Genomic DNA, 22,409 nt, shown 5'->3' on the forward strand with positions numbered 1-22,409 from the left:
CTGCCCCCGTGGCGCATACTCTCCCCGCTGTCACAAGCGGAACGGAGTCGGTCGTCGATGCTGGATGTGCTGGGCCTCGAACCCGATGACGAGCGCGTCTACCGGGCGCTCCTCGGGCTGCCGAACTCCACCGCGATGCTGCTGACGGACCGGCTCCCCGTACCGCGACCCGACGTGGACAAGGTCCTGTCCCGCCTGGTCGGGTGGGGATTGGTGATCAGGTCGGCGGACGAGCGGTTCACCGCCGCGCCGCCGGCGATGGCGCTCGGCTCTCTCATCAGCCAGCGCCGGGACGGCCTGCGCATGGCCGAGCAGGCCCTGGTGACCTTCGCCGAGGAGCACCGGGCGGCGATGACCGGGAGCAGCATCAACAATCTGATCGAGGTCGTCACGGGCGTCGACGCCATCGGTCACCGCTTCCTGCAGGTACAGCACGCGGCCCGTACGCAGGTCCGCACCTTCATCACCGCACCGTTCGTCGCCGTGCCCCCCGACGAGAACACGGCCGAACCCGTGGCCCTCGGCCGCGGCGTGCAGTTCCGGGCGGTTTTGGACCGGGCCGCGCTGGCAGAGCCCGGCATCGTGACCGATGCGGTCCGTTCCCTGCACAACGGGGTGCAGCTGCGCGTCGCCGACCAGCTGCCGATGAAACTCGTACTGGCCGACGCCGACCTCGGCCTCGTGCCGCTCGCGGTCACACCGGACGGGGAGCCCGGCGCCGTGCTGCTGCACCGCAGCGGTCTGCTGGACGCGCTGGACGCGCTGTTCGAGACGGTATGGCGCACCGCCCACCCGCTGGAGCTGTCGGGCGCCGGAGGGGCTGCCGAAACCACCGTCGAGCGCGGGCAGGAAGGCCCGACCGACCTGGACCGCAGGATCCTGGTGCTCCTCCTGGCCGGTCTGACGGACCAGGCGGTGGCGACCCAGCTCGGTGTGTCACCGCGGACGCTGCAGCGGCGCCTGCGCCACCTCATGGACATGGCCGGCGTCCGGACCCGGATGCAGCTCGGCGGTCACGCCGTCCGAAAGGGCTGGGCGGAGCCCCGGTGAAGGTCCGCGAACCCCCTCCGGAAGTCCGGCGACGTCCGAAGAGGGTGTCGTTCCGGCGTACTTGTGCGGTGGTGCCCGGAGCGGACGGGGTCAGCAGCCGCCGCAGTTGTAGAAGGTCACGTCCCAGTGGCTGCCCTCGTCGGCGTAGACGTTGCCCGCCCCGGACTTCCACTGCGGGGCGCCGTCGCCGCGCAGGCCGATGTAGCTGAAGGTGTTCTTGATGTAGTTCCCGAGGCAGGTGTACTTGCTGAAGTCGAGCTTGTAGCCGTTCCAGTGCGAGTAGGTGCCGCTGGCGTGCCCGACCTCGGTGCCCCCGGTGATGTTCAAGGCGCAGCCGCTGGCGCTCTTGAGGGTCTGGGCGCCTTGCGCGGTGGCGAGGTTGAGCTGCTCGAAGGACGTGCAGGTCGAGTTGTTGCGGTCCGAGCAGCCGCCGGACGACGACCAGGTGATGGCGGAGCTGCGGAACATCGAGGTCGCGGTGGTGTGGCTGATCTTGGTGGCGGCGTGGGCGGCGGTGGCGCCGCCGAGGACGCCGACTCCGGGGGCGAGGAGCGCGCCGAGGACGAGGGAGAGCGCGGTGAGGACCGAGCGGAGCTTCATCGGGGTTGCCTCCTGCTGATGGCCGTGACAGGTGGGAGGGCAGTGCGCGCCGAGCCGAGTGAGCCAGCCCGGGCAAGGAGATGGTGGCGCAGGTCTACGCGCGTCCGCCAGAGGGCGGACGGAACCTTTCCGCAATCCCGGAGCGGCGGCCGTCTGCGCCGGCCCGGGCAGGCGGTTCGGTACGCGGCCACGGCGGGTCGGCACCCTAGGATCGGTCGCCATGGACGACATCGGCAGTGAGATCAACGACTACCTCACCGCGTACGCCGCCACCCTCACCGCCTTCGACTCCCACGCGGCCGCCGGGCTTTGGGGGGAACCGGGCATGATCCTCGATGACCGCGGGGCCGGCGTCATCGAGTCCCGCGAGGCCATGGCCAGCGGGCTGGAGCGGTCCTACCCGCTCTACCGCAAGCTGGGTCTGGCGTCGGTGGGATTCGAGCACGTGAGCCATGAACGGCTCAGCGAGAGGATCTTCCTCGTCCGCGTCCGCTGGCTCTTCTACGCCAAGGACGGCAGCCGGCTGACCGACAGCACCGGCAGCTACCTCCTGCGCCGCGATGACGAGGGGTTCCGGGCGTTCGTCAACGTGCCCGCCGATGACCTGGAGAAGCTCCAGGCACTGGCCACCGCCCAAGGGATCGACCTGGCCGACCCGACTTCCTGAAGTCGCGGGGTCCGGCACTCGCGCCGGCCTTCGACCAGGTCACCCCACTGCGACTCGACGGGGGCTGTGCAGGTCCGGCGAGGGGCCGTCATTGCGGCTCGTACCGGCGTTTCTCGACCACCAGCGGCAGTCCCTCGATCTCCGGCAGGCGCAGTTCGGCCGGGACCTCGGCGTCCGGATCGACATCGACCTCCAGTACCAGCCTGCCGTCGCGGAGCTTCACGCCGACCCCGGTGACGGAGGGCAGCGCGAGGATGCGCTGCTCGTTCCGGCGCTGCACCGCCAGTGCCTGCTCCTGATTCATGTCCATTCCGGCATTGTCCACGGTTCGGGGGCCGCCACCCGGCTGCCCCAACCCCCCGGGCGGGTCCCCGGCAGTCGTGCAAGCCTGGAATTCCGCGACCGGAAGGAAATCGGCATGCCGTCGTTGGAGGAGCTCGTTGCCGTCAAGGAACGAGTGGAGCAGCAATTTCTCGACCAGCCCGGCGTCACCGGCATCGACGTCGGCTACAAGGAAGTGGGCGGTCAGCTCACGGACCAGATTGCGGTACGGGTGCACGTGGCGCGGAAGACCGACGACATCCCGTTGGCCGAACGGGTGCCCGCGGAACTCGGCGGTTTCGTCACCGACGTGGTCGAACGCGACTACGAGCTGCAGGTGGCGTCCCGCCCGGTGGACATGACCGCGCTGGCCGACACCCGGCACGTCTCCACCCTCAAGGGTGGTGTGAGCATGGGGCCGAGCAGGTCCATCGACGGCAGCATCTTCGCGGGAACGCTGGGTGCCATCGTCATCGACAAGGCCACCCAGGCCAAGGCCGCTCTCACCAACTTCCACGTCGCGTGCGTCGACTCGACGTTCCAGATCGGCGACCGGATGGTGCAGCCCAGCCTGATCGACACGGGTGTCGCACCCCAGGGCGAGTTCGGTGCCTTGCTCCGCGCCACCCTGTCGGAGGGCGTCGACGGCGCCCTCATCTCCATTGACCCCGGGAAGGCCACCTCGTGCGAGGTCGATGAGATCGGCCCTGTACGCGGTACCAAGAAGGCCGAGCTCGGAATGGTCGTGCGCAAGCGCGGCCGGACGACCGGACTGACGCACGGGTCGGTGGACGGGGTGTCGGGCACCGTCCGGGTGAACTATGGTCCCGGGCTCGGCTTCCATACCCTGAAGAACCAGGTGAGCATCACCGCGGACGCTTCCCAGAACTCCATCTTCTCGGACCACGGAGACTCCGGCTCCGTCATCGTCGACAGCCACGGATTCGTGGTGGGACTGCTTTTCGCCGGTTCCGGCTCCAGTACCTCGGCCAATCCGATCGCCACCGTACTGTCCGAGCTGAACATTTCCATGTGCACGTCGGGGCCGCAGGCACTGCGCGGTGCCCCGGCGACGCACGGAAAATCGGTGGTGAAGGACCTCAGGGACCACAAGGGACTCGTCAAGGAAAAGGAACTCGTCAAGGAGCTCAGCAAGGACACCGTCCTGGACAACAAGCTGCTGAAGGACGTGGTCGACCAGATCAAGCCGCCCGAGGTGCCGCCGATCCGCCCTCCCGGCCCGGTCGACAGCCAAGCCTGGCTCGACCAGCGGCTGAGCGCCGTCGAAGCCCAGCTGGCCCTGCTGGGCAGCTTCATCGAGCCGGAACAGCGCCCCGACCTGCGCGGCGGTGCCTTCCCCGACGCGGCAGAGCCGACGGAGGACGAGACGGCGGCGCTGCGGTCGGAGCTGGAGCGCCAGGTCGCCGAAGCCGTCGCGGCGAAGACCGAGTTCGACACGCCCATGGCTTGAGCCGGCCACCGCCGCGCAACCGAAGGGAACGGCCGTGCTGCTGGTGCTCTGTCCGCTGAACGACGCCCACGCCCTGTGGTTCGCCGAGCAGGCCCGTGCGGACGGACGCCGCTGCACCGTACTGCCCACGGAAAAGCTCTCCTTCCCCCGACGCCGCTCCCACCGTCTGGGCGGCGGCGGGGGGAGCGTGCCGCGGACGGTCATCGAGCTGACCGACGGGACGGTGGTCGACGGCGCCCGCGTCACCGGCGTGCTCAACCGCATGGTCACGCCGCCCGCCGACGCCTGGCAGCACGCCGCGGAGGCGGAGCGCGCGTACGCGACCGCCGAACTACACGCTTTCTCCCTCAGCTGGCTCGCCGCACTGAGCTGCCCCGTCCGCAACCGCCCCACCCCCCAGTGCCTGGCCGGTCCGGCGCCGGACCCGCTGCGGTGCTGGGCCGCCGCACAGGCCTCCGGACTCTTGTGCTCCCCCGTGCGGGCAGGCACCCGCGCCCCCTGGCATCCGGCCGAGTCGGTACTGGCCGGCGCGCGACACGCAGCGGGACCGTCGGCCCGTCCGGTGCATGCGGTGTGCCTGGACGGAGCCGTTCTCACCCCGGACGTGCCGGCACGGGTCGCCGCCGGGGTGGCTGCGCTGTGCGCGGCGATCGGCGCGGACCGGTCCCTCTTCGGCGTCGACTTCCTCGTGGACGGCGAGGGCAGCTGGCGCTACGCCGGTACGACGCCGATCCCCGACCTGCAGGCGGGCGGCCACCGGCTGTACCGGCTGCTGATCGGCGCATTGGGGCAGCGATGGCCGTAATGGTGTGGGGAGTGCCGGCCGAACCCCCGACGGCGATGGTGACGCGGGCCCTGGCGGATCGGGGCGCCGACGTGCTGGCGGTCGATCCGCAGTCCCTCGCCCGGACCACGGTCGACCTGGAGCTGTCGGGCGCAGGACCCGGCGAATCCGGCGAATCCGGCGGACCCGGCGGACCCGGCGGACCCGGCGGACCCGGCGGTTGCAGGCTCTCCGGGGTGATCCGAGCCGGCGGCCGCGCGGTCCGACTCGACCGCGTCACGGCCGCCTACCTCCGCCCGGTGGAACCCGAATTCACGCCCGGACTCGCCCCCGCGGAGCGCACCCACGCCAGACGGGTGCACGACACGCTGTTGAGTTTCACCGAGGTCGCCCACGCGATGGGCGGCTGCCGGCTGGCGAACCCGCTGTCGGCCATGACCTCCAACACGTCCAAGCCGTACCAGGCCCAGCTCATCGCCCGACACGGTTTCTACACCCCTGCGACCTTGGTCTCCGACGATCCGGAGGAGGTCCTCGGCTTCGTGGACCGGCACGGCGGGGCGGTGTACAAGTCCACCAGCGGCATCCGGTCCGTGGTCACGGCTTTCGATCCGGTCCGCGACACGGGCCGCCTGGAACGCCTGCGGTGGTGCCCGGTCCAGTTCCAGGAGCGCCTCGACGGACCGGACGTACGGGTCCACGTGGTCGGCGAGCGGACGTTCGCCGTCCTCGTCGACTCCACCGCGGTCGACTACCGCTACGCGCGGGCCCAGGTGGGGGTCGACGCACGGCTGCACGCCCACCAGTTGGACGACGACACGGCCGAGCGCTGCGTCACCCTCGCTTCCGATCTGGGGCTGCCGTTCGCAGGCGTGGACCTCAAGCTCCTCCCGGACGGCCGGATCGCCTGCTTCGAGGTCAACCCGTCGCCGGGCTTCTCCTGGTACGAGTCCGAAACCGGCCTGCCCATCGCTGCGGCGGTCGCCGACTGGCTGCTCGCCCGGGCCGCCTGACGGCCCAGGAAGGCCGCGACGGCCGCAGGCGGCGCCCCGGCGCGGGTCGCCCGTCTGCTCGGCCGAGGCGACCACATCGCGCCCGTCACCCGCCCCGAGGGTGTCGGTGCGGGCAGCGGCTCCCCCGCTCGGGGGAGCCGGTCCCCCCGTACGGGGGAGGCTGCGGACCGGGATGAGCTGAGAGGTTTGAAGACAGCGGGTCAACGCCCGACTCCCGGCTCTCCATGGAGGATCGACCATGCATCGCAAGCTCATCACCACTGTCGCAATCGCCACCGCGGCCCTGGCCCTCGTAGCCGGAAGCACCGGGGCCTCCGCGGCGGCCCCGGCACCGGTGCCCACCGACCACCTCGCGCTGCGCAGCTGGACGCTGCTCAACGAGCACGGCCCGGGCCCCAACCCCGGCGAGTGGCTCACCGCCCGGGTGGACGCCCGGACGGTCGACGGCAGGACCCGCGGGCACGCGGTCGTCCAGCACGTGTTCACCGGGAAGGGCACCGTCCGGGTCGAGTTCGAGGTCGATTGCCTGAACACCGACAGTGGTGCGGTCACCATCACCGGGCCGGTTGCCACGGCCACCGCCACCCCGGCCGACGGAGGGCCTGCGACCACCGGCCCGGCCGGCTGGCATCCCGAGACGGGTCTCACCTTCTACCCGGCCGACGAGCACGGCGAGCGCCGGGTCGGCTGGGCCGGCGCCGACCTGCTGGACCCGAGCCGGCCCGCCCGGGCCACCAAGTGCACCCCGATACCGGCCGGCCTCTGGGTCATCGGGGGCCGTACCGTCGTCCACAAGTAGCGCCGCCAGGGAGCGTCGCCCCATGGCGTCGGCTGCCCGAAGGGCGGGGCGGGAGGGGTCTGGTGCGTGCGATCGCAAGGTGGGGGAGGGAATCGACGCGACCCTAGAGCGGGGTGCTGTCGTCGGCCTCGAAAGGGCCGCCGTGGCCGGGCACGATCAGGTCCGCGGCGGCCAGCACCCGCAGCCGGGAGGCGCGCAGGACCTCGCGGTCTGGGGCCACCGGGTCGTCCGCCGGACCGTTCGCGTGCCACCACAGGTCACCCGCAAAGGCCACCACACCCGAATCGGTGCCCACCAGCAGCGTGATGTCCTCGTGGCTGTGGCCCGGCGTGCGGATCAAACGGAGCGAGGGGGTGAGTTCATAGCCCTCCGCGTCCCGGTTCCGCCACTGGTCGCCGAGGTACTCCACCTTGTGGTCGTGTACCCGGGCGCGGCCGAAGAGTCCCACGTTCATGGTGTTGTCCGGGTGGTGGTGGCTGAGCACCACGTCGGTGATGTCCTCGGGCCCGAGTCCGAGTTCCGCGAGCGGGGCGAGGATGTCGTCGTGGCTCGCCACCATCCCCGGGTCGAAGATCACGTGCCGTCCCGCGTCGTGCACGTAGGAGACGGTCGCGGCCACTCCGGGACCGGTGGATCCCACGTAGCCGGTGGTCAGGACCTTGTATGCGGCGCTGCGGCCGAGCGGTGCGTCTGTCATGACCCCAATCCTTCCGGGAGCGGCGGCGGTTCACGAGTGGCAGAGATGCCTCTCATCGCAGCTTTCGTGCCACCGTGTGCCACACTGCGACCGTGCCGCCCTTCAAGACCGTCGCCGCGTACGTCCCTCCCGGCGCCGGCATGCTCGCCGTCGGCATCGTCAGCGAGGTGTTCGGCCCGCACGGAGCGGCGGTACCCGGCTTCGACTTCGCCCTGTGCGCCGATCGGCCGGGACTGGTGCCCACGGACTGCGGGGTAGCCGTCTCCATCGCGCACGGCTTGGACCGGCTGGCCGAGGCCGACCTGGTCATCGCCCTGCCCGGGGCCGGATTCCGTACCCCACCCGCGGCCGCCGTACTCGACGTGCTGAGGGCCGCGCACGGGCGCGGCGCCGTGGTCGCGGCCCACTGCGTCGGCACGTTCGCGCTCGCCGCCGCCGGACTGCTCGACGGCCGACGGGCGACCACCCACTGGCGGTTCGCCGAACTGCTCGCCGACCGCCACCCCCGCGTCACCGTGGATCCCGAGGCGCTGTACGTCGACGAAGGGAGCATCGTGACGGGCGCGGGCGCCGCGGCGGGCTTCGACCTGTGCCTCCACCTGTTGCGGCGCGAGCACGGCGCCGCCCTGGCCAACGCGATCGCCCGGGACATGGTGCTGCCGTCCCACCGCGACGGCGGGCAGGCCCAGTACCTGGCCGCGCCCGCCCCCGAGAACGGCCGGGACGAACGGCTCGCCGAGGTCCTCACCTGGGCCCGCGAGCACCTCCACCAGCCATTGCCCGTCACGGAACTGGCCCGCCGCGCCATGATGAGCAAACGCTCCTTCGCCCGCCGTTTCAGCGCCGCGACCGGCACCACCCCGCACGCCTGGCTGCGCAGCCTGCGGCTGACCAGGGCCGAGGAACTCCTGGAAACCACGGATCTCCCGGTCGAGGAGATCGCCCGCCTGGTCGGCTACGGGAGCGCCGCGGTGCTGCGCGAACAGTTCGTACGACGCCGGGGGGTCCCGCCCCGCTCCTACCGCCGGGCCTTCACGCGCGCGACGTAGGAACCGGGCCGGCGCTCAGTGGGCGATGCCGTCGATGAGTTCGCGGGCGCCCTGCCGCAGGAGGGCGACGGCGACGGAGGTGCCGAGGGTGGCGGGGTCGAGCGGGCCGGCCCATTCGTGGGCGCGCAGGATCCGCTTGCCGTCCGGGGTGAAGACCTTCGCGAACAGCGCGAGCTCTCCGTTGCCCTGGGTGGAGGCGTAGCCGGCGATCGGGCTGTTGCAGTGGCCCTGGAGTACGTGGAGGAACATGCGCTCCGCGGTGGCTTCGCGGTGGGTGGCGGGGTCGCCGAGCGCGCTCACGGCCTCGATCAGGGCCGTGTCGCCTTCCCGGCACTGGAGGGCGAGAATGCCCGCTCCGATCGGTGGGCACATCGTCTCGGCGGACAGGATTTCGCTGATCACGTCGAGCCGGCCGATCCGCTCCAGGCCGGAGACGGCCAGCAGCAGGGCATCGGCGTCCCCGGCGGCCAGCTTGTCGAGCCGGCTGTTGGCGTTGCCCCGGATCGGTACGCACTCCAGGTGCGGGTGTGAGGCAGCGAGCTGGGCGATGCGCCGGACCGAGGAGGTGCCGATGCGGGTTCCGGCCGGCAATCCGTCCAGGGTGAGCCCGTCGGGGTGGACGAGGGCGTCGCGGATGTCGTCCCGCTTGAGGAAGGCGGCGAAGGCGGTCCCGGCCGGGAGGGGCCGGTCCGCGGGGATGTCCTTGACGCAGTGGACGGCGAGGTCCGCGCTCCCGTCGAGCAGGGCCGCGTCCACTTCCTTGGTGAACGCGCCCTTTCCTTCGACTGCGGCCAGGTCCCCCATCCACTTGTCGCCGGTCGTCTTGACCGGCACCACCTCCGTGGCGGTGCCGGGATGGAGCGCGGCGAGTTCCGCGCGGACGCGCTCCACCTGGGCGAGGGCCATCGGCGAGTCGCGGGAGACGATGCGGATGAGTTCAGGGGCTGACATGCGGCCCACGATAGCCCTCCGGGGGCGGACTCCGAGAACCAGCCACCACGGTCATCTCAACCGGTGGGAAAGGGAGTTGGGAATTCGGGCGGGCGTTCGAGACGGTCTGTGACGCCAGGTCATCGGGCCGTTCCCGGGGGCCCGTTGTCAGTGGTGACGGTTACGTTCGAGGTGTTGCAAGGCCGTTTCCCGACAGGAGTGGACGATGACCGAGAGCAGTGTTCAGCCCACGTTGAGGGTGGTGCTGACGGACGTGAACGAGCGCGTCGTGGAGGCGTGGCGGGCGGCGTTCGCGGACACGCCCGGCATCGAGATCCGCAGGGGTTCGATCCTCGACGAGGACGTCGACGCCTGGGTCACCCCGACCAACTCCCGCGGCCGGATGGACGGCGGGGTCGACGCCGCCATCAAGCGCCACCTCGGATCCGGCATCCAGCTGCGCGTGCAGCGCGCGATCCGCGACCGGTTCGCCGGCGCCCTCCCCGTGGGCAGCGCGGTCTGCGTCCCGTCGGGGGCCACCGTCCCCCGGTATCTGATTTCGACGCCGACCATGGTGCAGTCCACGCAGAACGTGAGCGCCACCTTGAACGTGGCGCTGGCGTGCGCCGCCGCGTTCCAGGCCGTCCACCGGCAGAACCGGCAGGCCCCGGGCAGCATCCGCTCCGTGGCGCTGGTCGGGATGGGTGCGCAGACCGGCCGGGTCCCGGCCAGGGTGTGCGCCAACCTCATGTGGACCGGCTACACGCTCTTCCACGACCACTGGTTCGAGGATGACGACGAGTTGCGCGCCACCATCGTCACGCAGCTGGGCGGCATCGAGAACGCCCCCGCCGAGGAGCGGATACGCATCGTTCCGCCGAAGGCCGTCCCGCCCGGCCCGGCCGGCGATCCGGCCGGCCACGTCACTCCCCCGCCCACCACCAACGAAAGCCCCTTCCCCGTGACCGACGCGAACGACCCCCTGGCCCTCACCGAACTCTTCGACGGCGGCGGTGAGCCCTGGCTTCCGCTCCTGAAGCCCGTCATCGAGGCGCAGCCGGACGCCGCCCGCTTCATCGGGAAGGGCCGCAGCCCCGAGGTCGTCCCGGTGCGTGAGCTGACCTTCCAGGCCCTCAAGCCCAACCCGCCGCACAAGTGGAAGGTCGTCGCCTTCGGCCAGAACCCCTACCCGCGGCCGGAGAGCGCGACCGGCATAGCCATGTTCGACAACGCCTTCAACGACTGGAAGGACAGCCAGTTCGGCAGGGTCATCAGCATCCGCTGCATCATCAAGGCGGCGGCGATGTGGAAGTACGGCATCGCCAAGAAGACGCCCATCGCCGAGATCCGCGCCCTGTTGAAGGAGCGGGACACCGTCCAGCCTCCGGAGTGGTTCCAGGCGATGCTCACCCAGGGCGTGCTGCTGTTGAACGCCTCGCTCACGGCGAGCGGCGACGGAGCGATGGGGACCGACCGGCACACCGCGTTCTGGCGGCCCGTCGCCGAACGGATCATCGAGGAGATCCTCAAGGCCAAGCAGGACGCCGACGAGGAGGACCGCGGAATCGTGTTCGCCTGGTGGGGCGCGCACGCCCGCAACCTGAAGGCGGTCGTCCTGCGGCTCCAGGAGAAGTACCCGGACGTCGAGGTCCGGCACATCGACCATGTGAACCCGGCCGCGCAGGGCGACGTCTTCTGCGAGGGCGACCACTTCGCCCTGGTGAACGAGGCCCTCGCCTCGCTGGGTGCCGACGTGATCGACTGGCTGCCGAGCAAGGGGTGGAACGCGGGGGCGGCAGCGGGTGCGGACGGTGGCGTCGCCGCCCGCATGGGGGCCTTCATCGAGTCGACCATGAACCTGCACCAGCTGTACCTGGAGCGGCTCACCGGCGTCAAGGACGAGGGCCTGGTCCTCCCCGCGATCACCGGCGTGTTCGACACCCCGCTGATGGATTTCCAGGACGCCGTCGCCCCCGTCGCCAAGACCCTGTCCGGGCTCGCCGGACACATCGACCGGTCACACGACTTCGGCAAGCGGCGGGCGGACGAGACGTCCGGCAGCCTGTCCGCCGACGCGATCGCCGCGCTCTACCTCTACACCTGCGAATCCGCGTTCTACCGCGAGATCAACACCGTCCTCCGCTCCCCCGACCGCGCAAGGGTCACGCCCTACCTGCCGTACCTGCGCCTGCTGTTCTCGGCGGTTTCGGGGCTGCCCGCACACACGCAGCCGCTGTGGCGGGGTGTGTCGCTGGACCTGCGGGCGCAGTACCCGGTGGGCCGGACGGTCACCTGGTGGGGCGTCTCCTCGTGCACCTCCGAGCTGAACGTGGCCCGGTCCTTCCTGGGCAGCCGCGGCAAGCGGACGCTCTTCGAGGTGACGCCCGCCCACGCGGTCGGGATCAGGAGCTTCTCCGCCTTCACCGGGGAGGAAGAGTACATCCTCACACCGGGCACGCAGCTCAAGGTGACGGACGTGAAGAGCGAGCGCGGTGGGCTGTGCACGGTCAAGCTGACCGAGGTGGACGCCGCTCCCGTGGTGTCCTGACGCACGTCTCCGGGTAGCCGCGGCACGGCGGGTGGGTCTCGGGCGGCGCGAACACCGGCGGGACCCTATCGTGGAAATCAGCGGGGATGGCAGGCGCTGAAGCGAGCTGGCATGGCGGATGTGGAGATCGACTACCCGGCGGTGTTCCAGACGCTGCCGGGCATGGTGGCGTTGCTGACCCCCGAGCTGGTGTACGCGGACGCGAACGCAGAGTTCCTGCGCGCCTCCGGGCGCACCCGCGAGCAGGTGATCGGCCGCTACCTGTTCGATGTGTTCCCCGACAACCCCGACGACCCCACCGCGAGCGGGGCGCGCAACCTGCACGCCTCGCTCCGGCGGGTCCTGGCCACCGGTGAACGCGACACCATGGCCCTGCAGCGCTACGACGTCCAGTCCACGCTGCGGCCCGGCGAGTGGGAGGAGCGGTACTGGAGCCCGGTCAACGCCCCCGTGCTCGGCCCCGACGGCCGGGTCGTCCTGATCGTGCACCGGGTCGAGGAGGTCACCGAGCTCATCGCGGCCCGCGGCTTCCCCGACGGCAGCCGCACCCGGGTCCTGGAAGCCGAGCTCTACACCCGTGCCCGGGAACTGCAAGAGGTCAATGAGCGCCTGCGACAGGCCCACGCCCGCGAACGCGAGATCGCCCTCGCCCTGCAAGAGGCGATGCTGCCCACTCCCGCCAACATCGGCCACCACCGCGCCGCCGTGCGCTACCGACCCGCCGTCGGCGCCCTCAACGTCTGCGGCGACTGGTACGACCTCGTCGACCTGCCCGGTGACCGCATCGCGGTGGCCGTCGGCGACGTCGTAGGCCACGGCCTGAACGCAGCCGGCGTCATGGGCCTGCTCCGCAGCGCCCTCAGCGCCGCCTCCCTCGTCTCCGACGGCCCGGCCCGCGCGCTGGAGGTCCTCGGGCTGTACGCCCGCTCCGTCGAGGGCGCCGAGAACACCACCGCGGTCGAGACCTACATCGACTGGGACACCCGCACCCTCGCCTACAGCAGCGCCGGACACCTCCCACCCGCCCTGCTCCGCACCCACGGCGGCGTCGAGTTCCTCGACCAGGCCACCGACCCCCCGCTCGGCGCCCGCCCGGAACCCGTGCCGCGTCCCCAGGCCTCCACGGGCTTCGCCGAAGGCGACACCCTCGTGCTCTACACCGACGGACTCGTCGAACGCCGCCGCGAGGACATCGACACGAGCCTCGCCCGCCTCGCCCGCGCCCTCACTCGCCACCAGGACAGGGACCCCGAGGCCCTCGCCGACGCGATCCTCCTCGACCTCCTCCCACCCGGCGGAGCCACCGACGATTCCGCCCTCGTCATCGTCCGCCTCTGAACTGCAGCGCGTCAGGCGCCGCTGCACACCGTTGACCGCTCAGGACCGGTATAGCAGCGCTCACCCCGCAGCGGCTGACGAGCGGGTCATGGGCCTCGGCGTCGCGGCAGCGCCGCCGCCCGGCTTCGGCCGGCCTCCCCCGCCGGGATGACGGTGATCGATCCGCTCCCCGGCTGAATCCACGGCGGACGCGGCCGGGGCGGCGGGCGCGACGTGGCGTGGCGTGGCGTCCGGATTTGTGCGGGTTGTGGGGTGATGATGGCGCAGTGCGACTTGATCACGTGTCCTATGCGGTGGCCCGCGACAGCTTCGTCTCCACCGTCCAGTGGATCGGATCGGCCCTCGGCGCCGGGTTCGTCGACGGGGGCGTGCACCCGCGATTCGGCACCCGCAATTTCATTCTCCCGCTGAGCGGCGGCACCTACGTCGAGGTCGTCACCACACTCGACCACCCCGCCGCCGACCGCGCACCCTTCGGCCAGGCGGTCGCCCGCCGCGCCGCCGAGGGCGGCGGCTGGCTCGGTTGGGTGGTCTCCGTCGACGACATCGCCCCGGTCGAGGCCCGCCTCGGCCGTACCTCGGCCGAGGGCCACCGTGTCCGCCCCGACGGGTTCGACCTGAGGTGGAAGCAGATCGGCCTGCTGGAGCTCCTGGAGGACCCGCAACTGCCCTACTTCCTGCAGTGGTTGGTCCCCATCGAGGAGCGCCCGAGCGCCGACCCGCGCACCTCCACCACCATCCACGGGGTCTCCATCGCCGGCGACGCCACCTCCATCGCCGAATTCCTCGGCGAACCGGCCGACCACCCCCTCGACCGGATCGACGTCACCTGGGTGGAGGATGAGGAACCGGGCCTGGTCTCGGTCGAGTTCGCCACCGCCCACGGCCCGGTCACGATCTGACCAGGGCCCGAGCGGCCGCGCGGGAGCAGCCGGCCGGGTTCTCCCGGCCAGGAGGTGCCCCTTTGACTCCACCGTCGTCCGCGCCCACCAGCATCCGCCGGAGCACGCAACAGGGGCCGAAGGCGGCGGCGAGCCCGCCGACCACGTCCTCGGACGCTCACGCGGCGGCCTGAGCACCAGGGCCCACCCGGCTGCCGACGACCGTGCACGGCCCCCGGCCCTGACCATCACCGCGGGCCACTCCGGCGACGCGCCCGCCTTCGAAGCGGTCGTGGCCCGCATCCGCGTGCCACGGAGCGGGCCCGGCAGGCCCCGAACCCGGCTGTTGGCCGTGCTCGCGGACCGGGCCCACTCCTCCCGTGCCAGCCGGTCCCACCTGCGACGACGCGGGATCCGCGCGGTCATCCCGCAGCTGTCCGACCAGATCGGCCACCGCCTGCGGCGCGGACGCCGAGGCGGCCAGAACCTAGTCCGCGATGTCGATGTGCATGTTGAAGCGGACGCCGGCGATTCGTACGAGAAGGTTTCCCTGGACCTTGCGCTTGGCAAGGGTGTTGCCGACCTGGCCCTTGCCGAGCGCGGCCTTGTTCTGAGGGGCGTGGCTGACGAACTCGGTGAACACGCCGCCGTCGGCGAGTTCCGCGGCAGCCGTCCACTCGTCGCGGAGGTCGCCGTAGGCGCCGCGGTCCATGGGGGAACCGCCGAGGCCGAGATTGACGCGTTCCCCGCCCACGTAGGCGGCGGCGCACTGGTTGAGGATGGTGACGACGAGCGAGTCCTTCAGGGCGTGGTCGTACGTGATCTGCGCGAGCAGATCCGCTGCGTCCGAGTCGAGCTTCGCTTTGCGGGCGTCCCGGGCGCCCGCTTTGACCAGCTCCTCCTGGTCGGTGAGGATCGTTTTGCGGGCCTGTACGAAGCCGTACTGCTTCTGCTGCGCAATCCTGATGGACGAGGCCCACTTGTCCGGGGCCACCCACTCGGGGTCGAAATCGATCTTCTCGCAGTACGCGATGAGGTCGTTTTCCGCTTCCTCGTCGGAACTTGCGTACTCGGGCATGCGTCCCCCTTCCCCCTCGGCGGTCGTTGCACGTACAACTTCGCACGGCGCCGCGGCCCTGTCAGTCGTTTGGAAGCGATCGTGAACCGGGTTGATTTCATGGGCTGTTGGGACAACCGTCAGTCGATGCTGCGGTGGGGATCCGGGCTCACCAGGTCACGTGCAGGGTCTCGGGTGAACGGTGGATGAGGGTGGGTCGCATGGAGGGCAGCGGGCGGCGCGGGTCCAGCCGCAGACCGGGCAGGGCGTGCGAGAACAGCTCCAGCGTCAGGTGGAGTTGGGCCCGGGCCAGCCGGGAGCCCGGGCAGTTGTGCGGCCCGTGGCCGAACGCGAGGTGGCGCCGGTCCGCGGGACGGCGGATCTCTAACCGGTCGGCCCGCGCGTGGCGGCGATCGTCCCGGTTGGCCGAGGCGTAGGCCACGAGGACGGTGGCCCCGGCCGGCAGCTTCGTCCCGGCCAGCGTCACGGGCCGCGTCGTGACCCGGCGAAAGCCCTGGATGGCCGTGTCGAAGCGGGCACACTCTTCCACCGCGGCGCCGATCAGCGTCGGATCGGAGCAGAGCAGTCCCCACTGCTCCCGGTCGCGGAGCAGGTGCAGCAGGGCGGTGGAGATCAGCGCGCTCGTCGTCAGGAAGCCTGCGATCAAGAGGTTCTGCAGATTGGCCACGAGCTCGTGACGCTGGTCGAGGGTCAACTCGCCCTCTCCGGGGGCCAAGGCGGCCACGAGGTCCGAGCACAGGTCCTCACGGGGGTGCGCCCGGCGGTCGCGGACGTACCCGTCCAGCACGTGCTGGAGCGCCACGACGTCCTCCGCGGCAGCCGCCTGCTCAGGTGGTGTCAACGGGCGGAAGAGCAGTTCCTCGGCACGGTAGCCGCCGTGTACCGCCGAGGGGACGTCTGCGGGATCCAGCCCGATGAGCCGCCCTATGACCAGTCCGGGCAGCCGCCGGGCGTACGCCTCCACCAGCTCGGCCGAGCCGTCCGCGGCGAAGGCGTCCACCAGCCCGCGCGCCTGCTCGCGCGCGTACGGCATCAGCGCCGCGATGCGGCCGGAGGACAGGCCCCGGTTCAGCGGGGCCCGGTAGCGCAGGTGGGCGGCGCCGTCCGAGGAGACCACGGTCGGCCGCGGCCCGAACCCGCGCGGGAGGACGCCGAGCGCGGCCTCCGACAGCGGGACGTCCGGTAGCAGTGCGTTCGCGGAGGAGAAGTCCTCGGCACGTCGCAGGACTTCCCGTACGTCGGCCTCGCGCGCGACCAACCAGGCGTCGACCTCCGGTATCCAGGTCAGCCCCTCGGCGCGGCGGGCGAGCGCGTAGCGGGGGTACGGATCGCGGTAGAACGCGTCCCGGAGCGCTTGTTCCGCTTGCTCGTGCCCTGCTGACACACAGCCTCCGTCTCGCGGCCGGCGCCCGGGGGTTCCCGGTGCACCGGGCATCCTGCCCGACCCCCGGCCCGTTCGAAAGAGCGCGTCGGGGCGTCCGCCGGACGGGCGGGTACGGTCGGCAGCACTCGGTCCCCTCTCGGGTGTCGCCGCCGCCCCGGCGGGGCGAAACCCCGGCGGGAAGCGTCACCCGATGGCATACCCGTCCCACAGCGGGCCGCCGGCCAGGTCCAGCACCTCTGTCACGACCGCGGCGAAGTCGGTCGCATCCCCGGCGATCGCCTGCGCGGCGGCTTCGGACAACGCGCGGTGCAGCCCGGGGTTGGCAGCGGCCAGCCGCCGCGACAACCACTTGCCTCCGCCGAGCCAGTTCCCGCCGACCAGCAGGGCCAGCTCCGAGGCACGCTGCAGCATGTGAGAGACCAGGTACATCCGCTCTGCAGGGTCCGTGCAGCCGCGCAGGTCGTCGAGCAGGTCGGTCAGGACGTACCGCTGGTAGTCACGCTCACGTTCCGACAGGGGCGCAGGGCCCGCGGCCCATCGCCTTCGCGCCTCGTCCTGGAGCGCTGCGCCCAGCCCGTCCGTGTCCACCAGGAGCATGCCGTCAGCGCACATGGCGAGCAGCGGCGAACTCCGCTTCGCGGTCTCCTGGTCGGCGAAGCCGTGCCAGACGGCCTCCGTCTGCACGAACAGTTCCACCGGCCAGCCGCGGTACACCAGGTTCTCCCGGCTGGGGGCGGGCGGCCCGTCCAAAAGGACCACGATGTCCAGATCGGATGTGGGCGTCCGGCGGTGTGTCAGCACGCTGCCGGCGAGGAAGGCCGCCCGCGCGGCGGGAAATCGGTCCCGAACCAGTTCGCGGGCGGTGAGCAGAGGGTCATCCATGATCGCAGTATGTCCTTCGACCTGGCCGCGGCGGCGTGGAGCAGTCCGCCGCGGCCTCGGCGCCTTCGTCGGGGCGTTCTCTTCCTGTTTTCGAACTATCGGTCCAGCATCGCGAGTTCGGCCAGGACTCGGGCTGCCGGTGCCGGGTCGACAAGCCACTTCAGGTGGCTGCCCGCAAGGGTGCTGACGTCGTACGGGTTGTCCGGCGTCAGCGCGTTGCCCTCGCGGATCAGCCGGTCCTGCATGGCGAGCGGCAGGCTCGCGTCATCGGCGAGGCGGATGTAGGTCTTCGGGATACGGCCCCAGGTCTCGGCCCGTGCCCGGTCCGCGGAGGTGCCGACGTCCAGGTTCTCGTCGGGCTGGAAGGTGTTCAGGAAGGCCAGGAACTCCTCGTCGGTGCCGTCGGCGAGGAAGGCCGCCTTGAAGGCCGCGAGGGCTTCCGGATTCGCGGTACGGAAGTTGACGCGGAGCAGGCCGAGTTCGGCCGGGTTCCCAGCCAGCGCCAGGGCCAGGGAGGCGGCGTCGACCGTGGCCATCTCCGGCTCGGCGTAGTAGTCGCTGACGTCGAGGTCGACAGGGCACCAGGCCGAGACGTAGACGACGCGGTCGATCAGGTCCGGTCGCACGTTGGCCGCCGCGGTGGCCGTCATACCGCCGCGGCTGTGGGAGACGAGGACCACCGGCCCGTTCTGCTTGGCCCTTTCGAGGATCCCGATCAGGTGCGCGGCGTTGTCGGCGAGTGTGACGCCCTTGATCGAGCCGGGTTCCGTGGCGAGCCCGTCGAGGTCCTGCGGCACCTGGTAGGAACGCGTGTAGGTCGCCCCGAAGCCATGGCCGGGCAGGTCGACCGCGACCGAACGGTGCCCGAGGAGGCCGAGTTCGGCCTGGAGCGGCGCGAACGAGAAGGAGTTCGAAAAGGCTCCGTGAACCAGTACGAACGTCGGTTGCATCTGTCTACTCACCTTCTGATGTCCTGCGGCATCGGCGGCACGCGCGTGGCAACCGCTCCCCCGCCGCCACCCAGACCCGCAGGCGCCCTGTGTCACTCAACGTCGATGACACAACCTAATGATCATCAGGGTTGGATGGCAACGATCAAGGATGGGAAGCCGATGAGGGAGAATGCCGAGTTGTGATCGGACTCAAGCGCGGTGTCGCCACCCTCGCGGTTGCCCTCGTCGGCGCCTTGGCCCTGGCCTCACCCGGTACGGCTGCTGACAATGCGCTCTACGAGCCCACCCACGGGAGACCGCGCGCGGCGGCCGGCCCTGCGGTGCCCGACAGAGCGACGGTCACCGAAGGGCAGGTCAAGGAGGTCGCACCCGGGGGTGTCATCACCTATCCGAGCGTCACCAGCTGCCTGACGGTGACCGTGCGGTTGCGGGACGGCGGCCTCGTCGGTGCTCACGCCAGCCTGTTCGAGGTAGCGGGTGAACTGCGATCCGATGAGATCCTGGTCGCGCTCAAGCACCTCGTCGGCAACCGCGCCGTGACCGCGGTCCAAGTCAAGGGGGCCGTCGGCGCCTGGCACCCGGGCTACTTCGTGAAGGCGATCGAGAGCTACGGCGAGGACGAGCAGCCGCCGTACCCGGTACGTCCGGACCCCGAAGGACTCGCCGACGCGGTATCCCGGGGACTCGAACGGCCCCGCCGCCTCGTCACGGTCGAGGACGTACCTGACGGGGACCAGATCGCCGGCTTCGCAACCCCCGTGGGCACCGGCGGACTCCCGCCAACGGGAACGACCGCCCGACCGGGTCAGGAGGAGGCAGCGGCACCGTAGTGGTCGGCGTACGACTGGAGGCGGGGAGCGAGCGGGCCGTCAGGCTTGGCGGAGTTCAGCTGGATCCACAGCTCGTTCTCCACGACGAAGCGGTACGCGAACTCCTCGAAGGTGCCGGCGCAGCGCATCAGCGAGGAGGCGACCGCGACCCGCACCTCCTCCGCCGGCTCCCCGTCCGACCCCCACCCGGCGGACTCCAGCTCCACCGGCGAGCAGACGACGAACGCCTCACCGGAAGGCCGGAGGTACAGGTACCAGATGACGCAGTCCTGCTGGTCCCGCAGGAACCGCACGAGGCGTGCACCTTCCTCGGCCGGGCTGCGCAGCGGACCGGAGAGGTTGCTCCAGCAGGCCGTCACCGAGACCTCGTCGAAGGAGCGGCAGAGGCGCTCGCTGCCGTAGAAGGCGGCGAAATCCTCGGGGAGCGCCAGCCCGACCGAGGCCAGATCCCGCTCCACGGCCGCGAGATGCTCACCGTGCTCGGACCCCGGCCCGTCCACCCCGCCCAGCCAGCCGAAGCCGCCGTCGAGTCGCGCAGCATCCAGCGGCGGCAGGCTGTCCAAGGGGTACACCTCATAGGTGGACGCACAGGAGCGGTATCGCCCCAGGTCCGTGGCGCACCAACCGGTGGAGAACCGGACGGACGCGATGTCTGCAGCAGGACCGGAAACGGATACGGACATGGAAAACCCCTCGGAATGCTGTCGGCTCAGCGATACGTCCCATGCTCTCGCCCACCACTGACAACGGCCCGGGTCCTCGCCGTCACCGCCGGCCACGCCTGCAGTGCACACCCGACCGGAACGTCCGGACGCAGATGCCGGCCGGCGTGTCGGCGCGTCGTATCGCGGCCGTCAGCGGGTGCGCCGGGGGCCGCCTCGGTGCGGGCGGCGGCGGGAGACGGCTTCGGGAGCGGCCTCGGGGGACGAGAAGCCGCCGGCCACCGCCACGCGTGCCGGAGTCGGGGGCGCGGCGTGGGGCGAGGCGGGGGCGGATGCCGCGGCGGGACGGGGAGGCGTCGCCTGCTGGGCGCGGCCGAGGACGGCGGTGTGGGAGATCAGGGGTGCGCAGGCCTGGCAGATCTCGGCGAGGGTCCAGACCTGGCCGACGGCCGGGTTGTGGATGAGGACGAGCAGCGGGGCACCGGTGCAGGAGGCCCTGGTGTCCTCGTGGAACCCGCATTCGGCGGCCCGGCAGGCACACGCCGCGTGGGGGCGGACGGTGGCGAGGCGGGCGTGCGCGCGGGCGTGCTCGGCGGCGAACCGTCGCATGGCCGCCGTGTCCTTGGACCGGGGCGGCATGCGGCACGCCTCGGTGGTGCAGGTGACGGAGACGGTGTGGTCACCGTGTCCGGTCAGACGGACCGTCCAGGTCCGCCCCGGGACACGGGATCCGGGAATCGTGGTCAAAGGAGAGTTGTCCGTTCACATGTGTGCGGTGGTGTGCCCACTGTTCGACATTCTCGCGTGTGGCGACAGTGCATTTTCACCCGGCCCCGGTCCCGGCGTCGGCACGGGAACCATGGGGCCTTTGTCGCACGCCGTTCGGCAGGTGTCAACGACGTGCCGCCACATCCGGGCTTCCCCGGGGGACGGCACCACCTTTACTCCAGCCAGGTTCCGTCGCGCATGATGACTCTGCCTTGCAGCTCCCGTTCGCCCCTCCAGGCGCGCACGGTCTGCGGTACGGCACGTACGTACTGAAAGGGGCCGTCCTCCGTGCGCGGGTCCCACCCGAACTTCTCGGCGAACGCATCCGCCGCGTCTCCGGGCACTTCCCGGACGGTGAAGCACTCCGCCTCGCACTGCAGAAGCACCACGTCGAACGTGTCCGGCAGCGACAGGCGCACCCGCGGTTCCTTTCGGATGTTCCGCACGGTCGCGGAGGTCGCGCCGGTGCACATCCACACGGCTCGGCCGTCCCACGAGAACCACAACGGCACCTGATGCGGTCCGTGATCAGGATGGGCCGTGGCCATCCATACGTCCCGTTCCGCGGCCAGTCGTTCCAGACAGTCGCGCCTGCGGTCCGCCACCTCGCGACGGACGAATTCCCTGTTCTGCATGGGTACCGACCCTAGGCAGTGGCATCGCGGCGCGCATCGGGCGTCGGTCCTACTCCCCATGACCGACGGGGCGGTGGGCGCGAGCCTCAGCGGTGATCTTGAGGTCGCTCAGCCATGCTTCGAGTCCCTGGCGGAGCATGGCGGTCGCGGTGGGAACGTCCGCGTCGACCTGAGGGCCCCTGTGGGTCTCCTCGGTGCTCACCCTGACGCCACCGGGGACCTCGGTGAAGTTCCACACGTGGACGCCGTCGATGTGCAGTCCGTCGCCGATCGCGGGGCCCGTCCAGCGGATGCAGGAGCGGTACCCGAGCTGTTCGACGGTCGAGGTGATCTCCAGGCTGGTGGCCGGAGTCGGGTTGGGGGGTACCGGGGTGGTCCACCGGAAGACCGAACCCTGGCGGAGGGGGCCGTGGTCGAGGCGTTCCGCGGTGGTCACCGGAGTCTGCCAGGACGGCCAGCGCTCGACGTCGGTCTGCAGCTTCCAGACCGTGCGCAGCGGCGCGTCGATGAGGATCTCGGCTCGGTGGCGGACTCGGGCGGCGGGGTCGACGCCGGCGCCGCGGCAGGTGAGGGACTTGGCGGGGGGCCCGCCGCGGGTGGCGGCCGCGGCTGCGGGTAACGCGGCGGTGCCGAGGAGGCCGATGGCGAGCGGGATGGCGAACAGGGCGTGGCTGCGGGTGCGGTGGATGCCGGGCACGGGTTCCCCTTCGGCGTGTCGGTGGGTGGGCGTCTCCGAGCGTCAGAGCTTCAAGCTGTCGTTAGAGGCTATAACAGATCGGTGTGATGGGCAATAGGTTTCGTGACACCCCATAACTCACCATGGAAGGCCACCGGTTGGACGGGGCATGGTCCGGCGCCGGGCCCGCGGGGGCGCTCTCGTCCGTGTGGCGGTGAAACCGGCATGTGAAGACGACTGGACGGGGCGGGCGCCGCGTACGGTCGGCGGTGGGCCGCGGCTCGCCGTCACGGCTGTCGCCCCTCGTCCGGTCGGGGACCGGTCTCGTCCGTTGACGGCGCCGGAACAGGAGTACGCCGATGCGTCTTTACGCCCAGACCCGAGCACGTCGCT

At 71.2% G+C, this 22,409-nt stretch carries 23 protein-coding genes and 1 pseudogene; 12 read left to right on the top strand and 12 right to left on the bottom strand.

Annotated features, from left to right (window positions below; all coding sequences use genetic code 11):
- Positions 1-57: 57 nt before the first annotated feature.
- Complete coding sequence (locus tag ACIBAD_RS25290) at positions 58-1,050, top strand: helix-turn-helix domain-containing protein (RefSeq protein ID WP_398908605.1); 993 nt, start codon at positions 58-60, stop codon at positions 1,048-1,050.
- Positions 1,051-1,140: 90 nt separating this feature from the next.
- Here the strand turns inward: ACIBAD_RS25290 and ACIBAD_RS25295 are convergent, their stop codons facing one another.
- A complete protein-coding gene (locus tag ACIBAD_RS25295; RefSeq protein WP_134067772.1) occupies positions 1,141-1,650 on the bottom strand; it encodes a hypothetical protein in 510 nt (169 codons plus the stop codon).
- A gap of 220 nt (positions 1,651-1,870) precedes the next feature.
- Between ACIBAD_RS25295 and ACIBAD_RS25300 the strand changes: the two genes are divergently transcribed.
- Positions 1,871-2,317 carry a hypothetical protein gene (locus tag ACIBAD_RS25300; protein ID WP_134067774.1) on the top strand — a complete coding sequence of 149 codons (447 nt, stop codon included), beginning with the start codon at positions 1,871-1,873 and terminating at the stop codon, positions 2,315-2,317.
- A gap of 88 nt (positions 2,318-2,405) precedes the next feature.
- Here the strand turns inward: ACIBAD_RS25300 and ACIBAD_RS25305 are convergent, their stop codons facing one another.
- Entirely contained in the window at positions 2,406-2,627 is a 222-nt protein-coding gene (locus ACIBAD_RS25305; protein WP_134067776.1) for a hypothetical protein, read from the bottom strand.
- Between the two features lie 108 nt (positions 2,628-2,735).
- Between ACIBAD_RS25305 and ACIBAD_RS25310 the strand changes: the two genes are divergently transcribed.
- The 4 genes from ACIBAD_RS25310 to ACIBAD_RS25325 all read left to right on the top strand — a co-directional run bounded on the left by ACIBAD_RS25310 (position 2,736) and on the right by ACIBAD_RS25325 (position 6,705).
- Positions 2,736-4,109: a hypothetical protein gene (locus ACIBAD_RS25310; protein WP_398908607.1), complete on the top strand. Its 1,374-nt coding sequence runs from the start codon at positions 2,736-2,738 to the stop codon at positions 4,107-4,109.
- A gap of 34 nt (positions 4,110-4,143) precedes the next feature.
- Entirely contained in the window at positions 4,144-4,914 is a 771-nt protein-coding gene (locus ACIBAD_RS25315; RefSeq protein WP_134067780.1) for a hypothetical protein, read from the top strand.
- Between the two features lie 11 nt (positions 4,915-4,925).
- Positions 4,926-5,906, top strand: coding sequence for a RimK family alpha-L-glutamate ligase (locus tag ACIBAD_RS25320; protein ID WP_398908610.1), 981 nt, complete (start codon positions 4,926-4,928; stop codon positions 5,904-5,906).
- Between the two features lie 238 nt (positions 5,907-6,144).
- Entirely contained in the window at positions 6,145-6,705 is a 561-nt protein-coding gene (locus ACIBAD_RS25325) for a hypothetical protein (protein ID WP_398908612.1), read from the top strand.
- A gap of 103 nt (positions 6,706-6,808) precedes the next feature.
- Here ACIBAD_RS25325 and ACIBAD_RS25330 read toward each other — a convergent pair whose 3' ends face one another.
- A complete protein-coding gene (locus ACIBAD_RS25330) occupies positions 6,809-7,402 on the bottom strand; it encodes an MBL fold metallo-hydrolase (RefSeq protein WP_398908614.1) in 594 nt (197 codons plus the stop codon).
- Between the two features lie 140 nt (positions 7,403-7,542).
- Between ACIBAD_RS25330 and ACIBAD_RS25335 the strand changes: the two genes are divergently transcribed.
- Positions 7,543-8,451 (top strand): helix-turn-helix domain-containing protein, encoded by a 909-nt coding sequence (locus tag ACIBAD_RS25335; RefSeq protein ID WP_134073965.1) that lies wholly within the window; start codon positions 7,543-7,545, stop codon positions 8,449-8,451.
- Positions 8,452-8,466: 15 nt separating this feature from the next.
- On the opposite strand, the gene hemC is transcribed toward ACIBAD_RS25335, so the two are convergent.
- A complete protein-coding gene (hemC, locus tag ACIBAD_RS25340; protein ID WP_398908617.1) occupies positions 8,467-9,402 on the bottom strand; it encodes a hydroxymethylbilane synthase in 936 nt (311 codons plus the stop codon).
- A 205-nt stretch (positions 9,403-9,607) separates the two neighbouring features.
- Here hemC and ACIBAD_RS25345 point away from each other — a divergent pair, with 205 nt between their 5' ends.
- The 4 genes and pseudogenes from ACIBAD_RS25345 to ACIBAD_RS25360 all read left to right on the top strand — a co-directional run.
- Positions 9,608-11,929, top strand: a complete 2,322-nt coding sequence (locus ACIBAD_RS25345; RefSeq protein ID WP_398908619.1) for a macro domain-containing protein — start codon at positions 9,608-9,610, stop codon at positions 11,927-11,929.
- A gap of 111 nt (positions 11,930-12,040) precedes the next feature.
- Complete coding sequence (locus ACIBAD_RS25350; protein ID WP_398908621.1) at positions 12,041-13,267, top strand: PP2C family protein-serine/threonine phosphatase; 1,227 nt, start codon at positions 12,041-12,043, stop codon at positions 13,265-13,267.
- 266 nt (positions 13,268-13,533) lie between these two features.
- Positions 13,534-14,169: a VOC family protein gene (locus ACIBAD_RS25355; protein WP_134067787.1), complete on the top strand. Its 636-nt coding sequence runs from the start codon at positions 13,534-13,536 to the stop codon at positions 14,167-14,169.
- Between the two features lie 64 nt (positions 14,170-14,233).
- Positions 14,234-14,632, top strand: a pseudogene (locus ACIBAD_RS25360) (IS5/IS1182 family transposase); the annotation flags it as partial.
- A 3-nt stretch (positions 14,633-14,635) separates the two neighbouring features.
- Here the strand turns inward: ACIBAD_RS25360 and ACIBAD_RS25365 are convergent.
- The 4 genes from ACIBAD_RS25365 to ACIBAD_RS25380 all read right to left on the bottom strand — a co-directional run bounded on the left by ACIBAD_RS25365 (position 14,636) and on the right by ACIBAD_RS25380 (position 18,442).
- The gene (locus ACIBAD_RS25365; protein WP_166681918.1) at positions 14,636-15,226 is read right to left on the bottom strand and encodes a hypothetical protein; all 591 of its coding nucleotides are present in this window, start codon (positions 15,224-15,226) and stop codon (positions 14,636-14,638) included.
- 148 nt (positions 15,227-15,374) lie between these two features.
- On the bottom strand, positions 15,375-16,610 hold the full coding sequence (locus tag ACIBAD_RS25370) for a cytochrome P450 (RefSeq protein WP_398908624.1): 1,236 nt from the start codon (positions 16,608-16,610) through the stop codon (positions 15,375-15,377).
- Positions 16,611-16,793: 183 nt separating this feature from the next.
- Positions 16,794-17,492: a nucleotidyltransferase domain-containing protein gene (locus ACIBAD_RS25375; RefSeq protein WP_398908626.1), complete on the bottom strand. Its 699-nt coding sequence runs from the start codon at positions 17,490-17,492 to the stop codon at positions 16,794-16,796.
- Between the two features lie 95 nt (positions 17,493-17,587).
- Positions 17,588-18,442 carry an alpha/beta fold hydrolase gene (locus ACIBAD_RS25380; protein ID WP_398908628.1) on the bottom strand — a complete coding sequence of 285 codons (855 nt, stop codon included), beginning with the start codon at positions 18,440-18,442 and terminating at the stop codon, positions 17,588-17,590.
- A 182-nt stretch (positions 18,443-18,624) separates the two neighbouring features.
- Between ACIBAD_RS25380 and ACIBAD_RS25385 the strand changes: the two genes are divergently transcribed.
- Entirely contained in the window at positions 18,625-19,275 is a 651-nt protein-coding gene (locus ACIBAD_RS25385; protein ID WP_208328874.1) for a hypothetical protein, read from the top strand.
- Here ACIBAD_RS25385 and ACIBAD_RS25390 read toward each other — a convergent pair.
- The 4 genes from ACIBAD_RS25390 to ACIBAD_RS25405 all read right to left on the bottom strand — a co-directional run bounded on the left by ACIBAD_RS25390 (position 19,251) and on the right by ACIBAD_RS25405 (position 22,037).
- Complete coding sequence (locus tag ACIBAD_RS25390) at positions 19,251-19,847, bottom strand: hypothetical protein (RefSeq protein ID WP_398908667.1); 597 nt, start codon at positions 19,845-19,847, stop codon at positions 19,251-19,253. The two genes, ACIBAD_RS25385 and ACIBAD_RS25390, sit on opposite strands and share 25 nt — an antisense overlap.
- 282 nt (positions 19,848-20,129) lie before the next feature.
- Positions 20,130-20,684, bottom strand: coding sequence for a hypothetical protein (locus ACIBAD_RS25395; RefSeq protein WP_398908631.1), 555 nt, complete (start codon positions 20,682-20,684; stop codon positions 20,130-20,132).
- 194 nt (positions 20,685-20,878) lie between these two features.
- Positions 20,879-21,340, bottom strand: coding sequence for a pyridoxamine 5'-phosphate oxidase family protein (locus ACIBAD_RS25400; protein ID WP_398908633.1), 462 nt, complete (start codon positions 21,338-21,340; stop codon positions 20,879-20,881).
- Positions 21,341-21,389: 49 nt separating this feature from the next.
- Positions 21,390-22,037, bottom strand: coding sequence for an SRPBCC family protein (locus tag ACIBAD_RS25405; protein ID WP_398908635.1), 648 nt, complete (start codon positions 22,035-22,037; stop codon positions 21,390-21,392).
- Positions 22,038-22,409 lie beyond the last annotated feature (372 nt).

It is taken from the genome of Streptomyces sp. NPDC051109, assembly GCF_044455885.1.
Lineage (GTDB): Bacteria > Actinomycetota > Actinomycetes > Streptomycetales > Streptomycetaceae > Streptomyces.

Coding starts and splice junctions, on each gene's coding strand:
- ACIBAD_RS25305 (WP_134067776.1), bottom strand. CDS start 2,627: ATGGACATGAATCAGGAGCAGGCACTGGCGGTGCAGCGCCGGAACGAG.
- ACIBAD_RS25335 (WP_134073965.1), top strand. CDS start 7,543: ATGCTCGCCGTCGGCATCGTCAGCGAGGTGTTCGGCCCGCACGGAGCG.
- ACIBAD_RS25350 (WP_398908621.1), top strand. CDS start 12,041: ATGGCGGATGTGGAGATCGACTACCCGGCGGTGTTCCAGACGCTGCCG.
- ACIBAD_RS25310 (WP_398908607.1), top strand. CDS start 2,736: ATGCCGTCGTTGGAGGAGCTCGTTGCCGTCAAGGAACGAGTGGAGCAG.
- ACIBAD_RS25400 (WP_398908633.1), bottom strand. CDS start 21,340: ATGCAGAACAGGGAATTCGTCCGTCGCGAGGTGGCGGACCGCAGGCGC.
- ACIBAD_RS25295 (WP_134067772.1), bottom strand. CDS start 1,650: ATGAAGCTCCGCTCGGTCCTCACCGCGCTCTCCCTCGTCCTCGGCGCG.
- hemC (WP_398908617.1), bottom strand. CDS start 9,402: ATGTCAGCCCCTGAACTCATCCGCATCGTCTCCCGCGACTCGCCGATG.
- ACIBAD_RS25380 (WP_398908628.1), bottom strand. CDS start 18,442: ATGCAACCGACGTTCGTACTGGTTCACGGAGCCTTTTCGAACTCCTTC.
- ACIBAD_RS25330 (WP_398908614.1), bottom strand. CDS start 7,402: ATGACAGACGCACCGCTCGGCCGCAGCGCCGCATACAAGGTCCTGACC.
- ACIBAD_RS25365 (WP_166681918.1), bottom strand. CDS start 15,226: ATGCCCGAGTACGCAAGTTCCGACGAGGAAGCGGAAAACGACCTCATC.
- ACIBAD_RS25290 (WP_398908605.1), top strand. CDS start 58: ATGCTGGATGTGCTGGGCCTCGAACCCGATGACGAGCGCGTCTACCGG.
- ACIBAD_RS25300 (WP_134067774.1), top strand. CDS start 1,871: ATGGACGACATCGGCAGTGAGATCAACGACTACCTCACCGCGTACGCC.
- ACIBAD_RS25375 (WP_398908626.1), bottom strand. CDS start 17,492: ATGGATGACCCTCTGCTCACCGCCCGCGAACTGGTTCGGGACCGATTT.
- ACIBAD_RS25345 (WP_398908619.1), top strand. CDS start 9,608: ATGACCGAGAGCAGTGTTCAGCCCACGTTGAGGGTGGTGCTGACGGAC.
- ACIBAD_RS25325 (WP_398908612.1), top strand. CDS start 6,145: ATGCATCGCAAGCTCATCACCACTGTCGCAATCGCCACCGCGGCCCTG.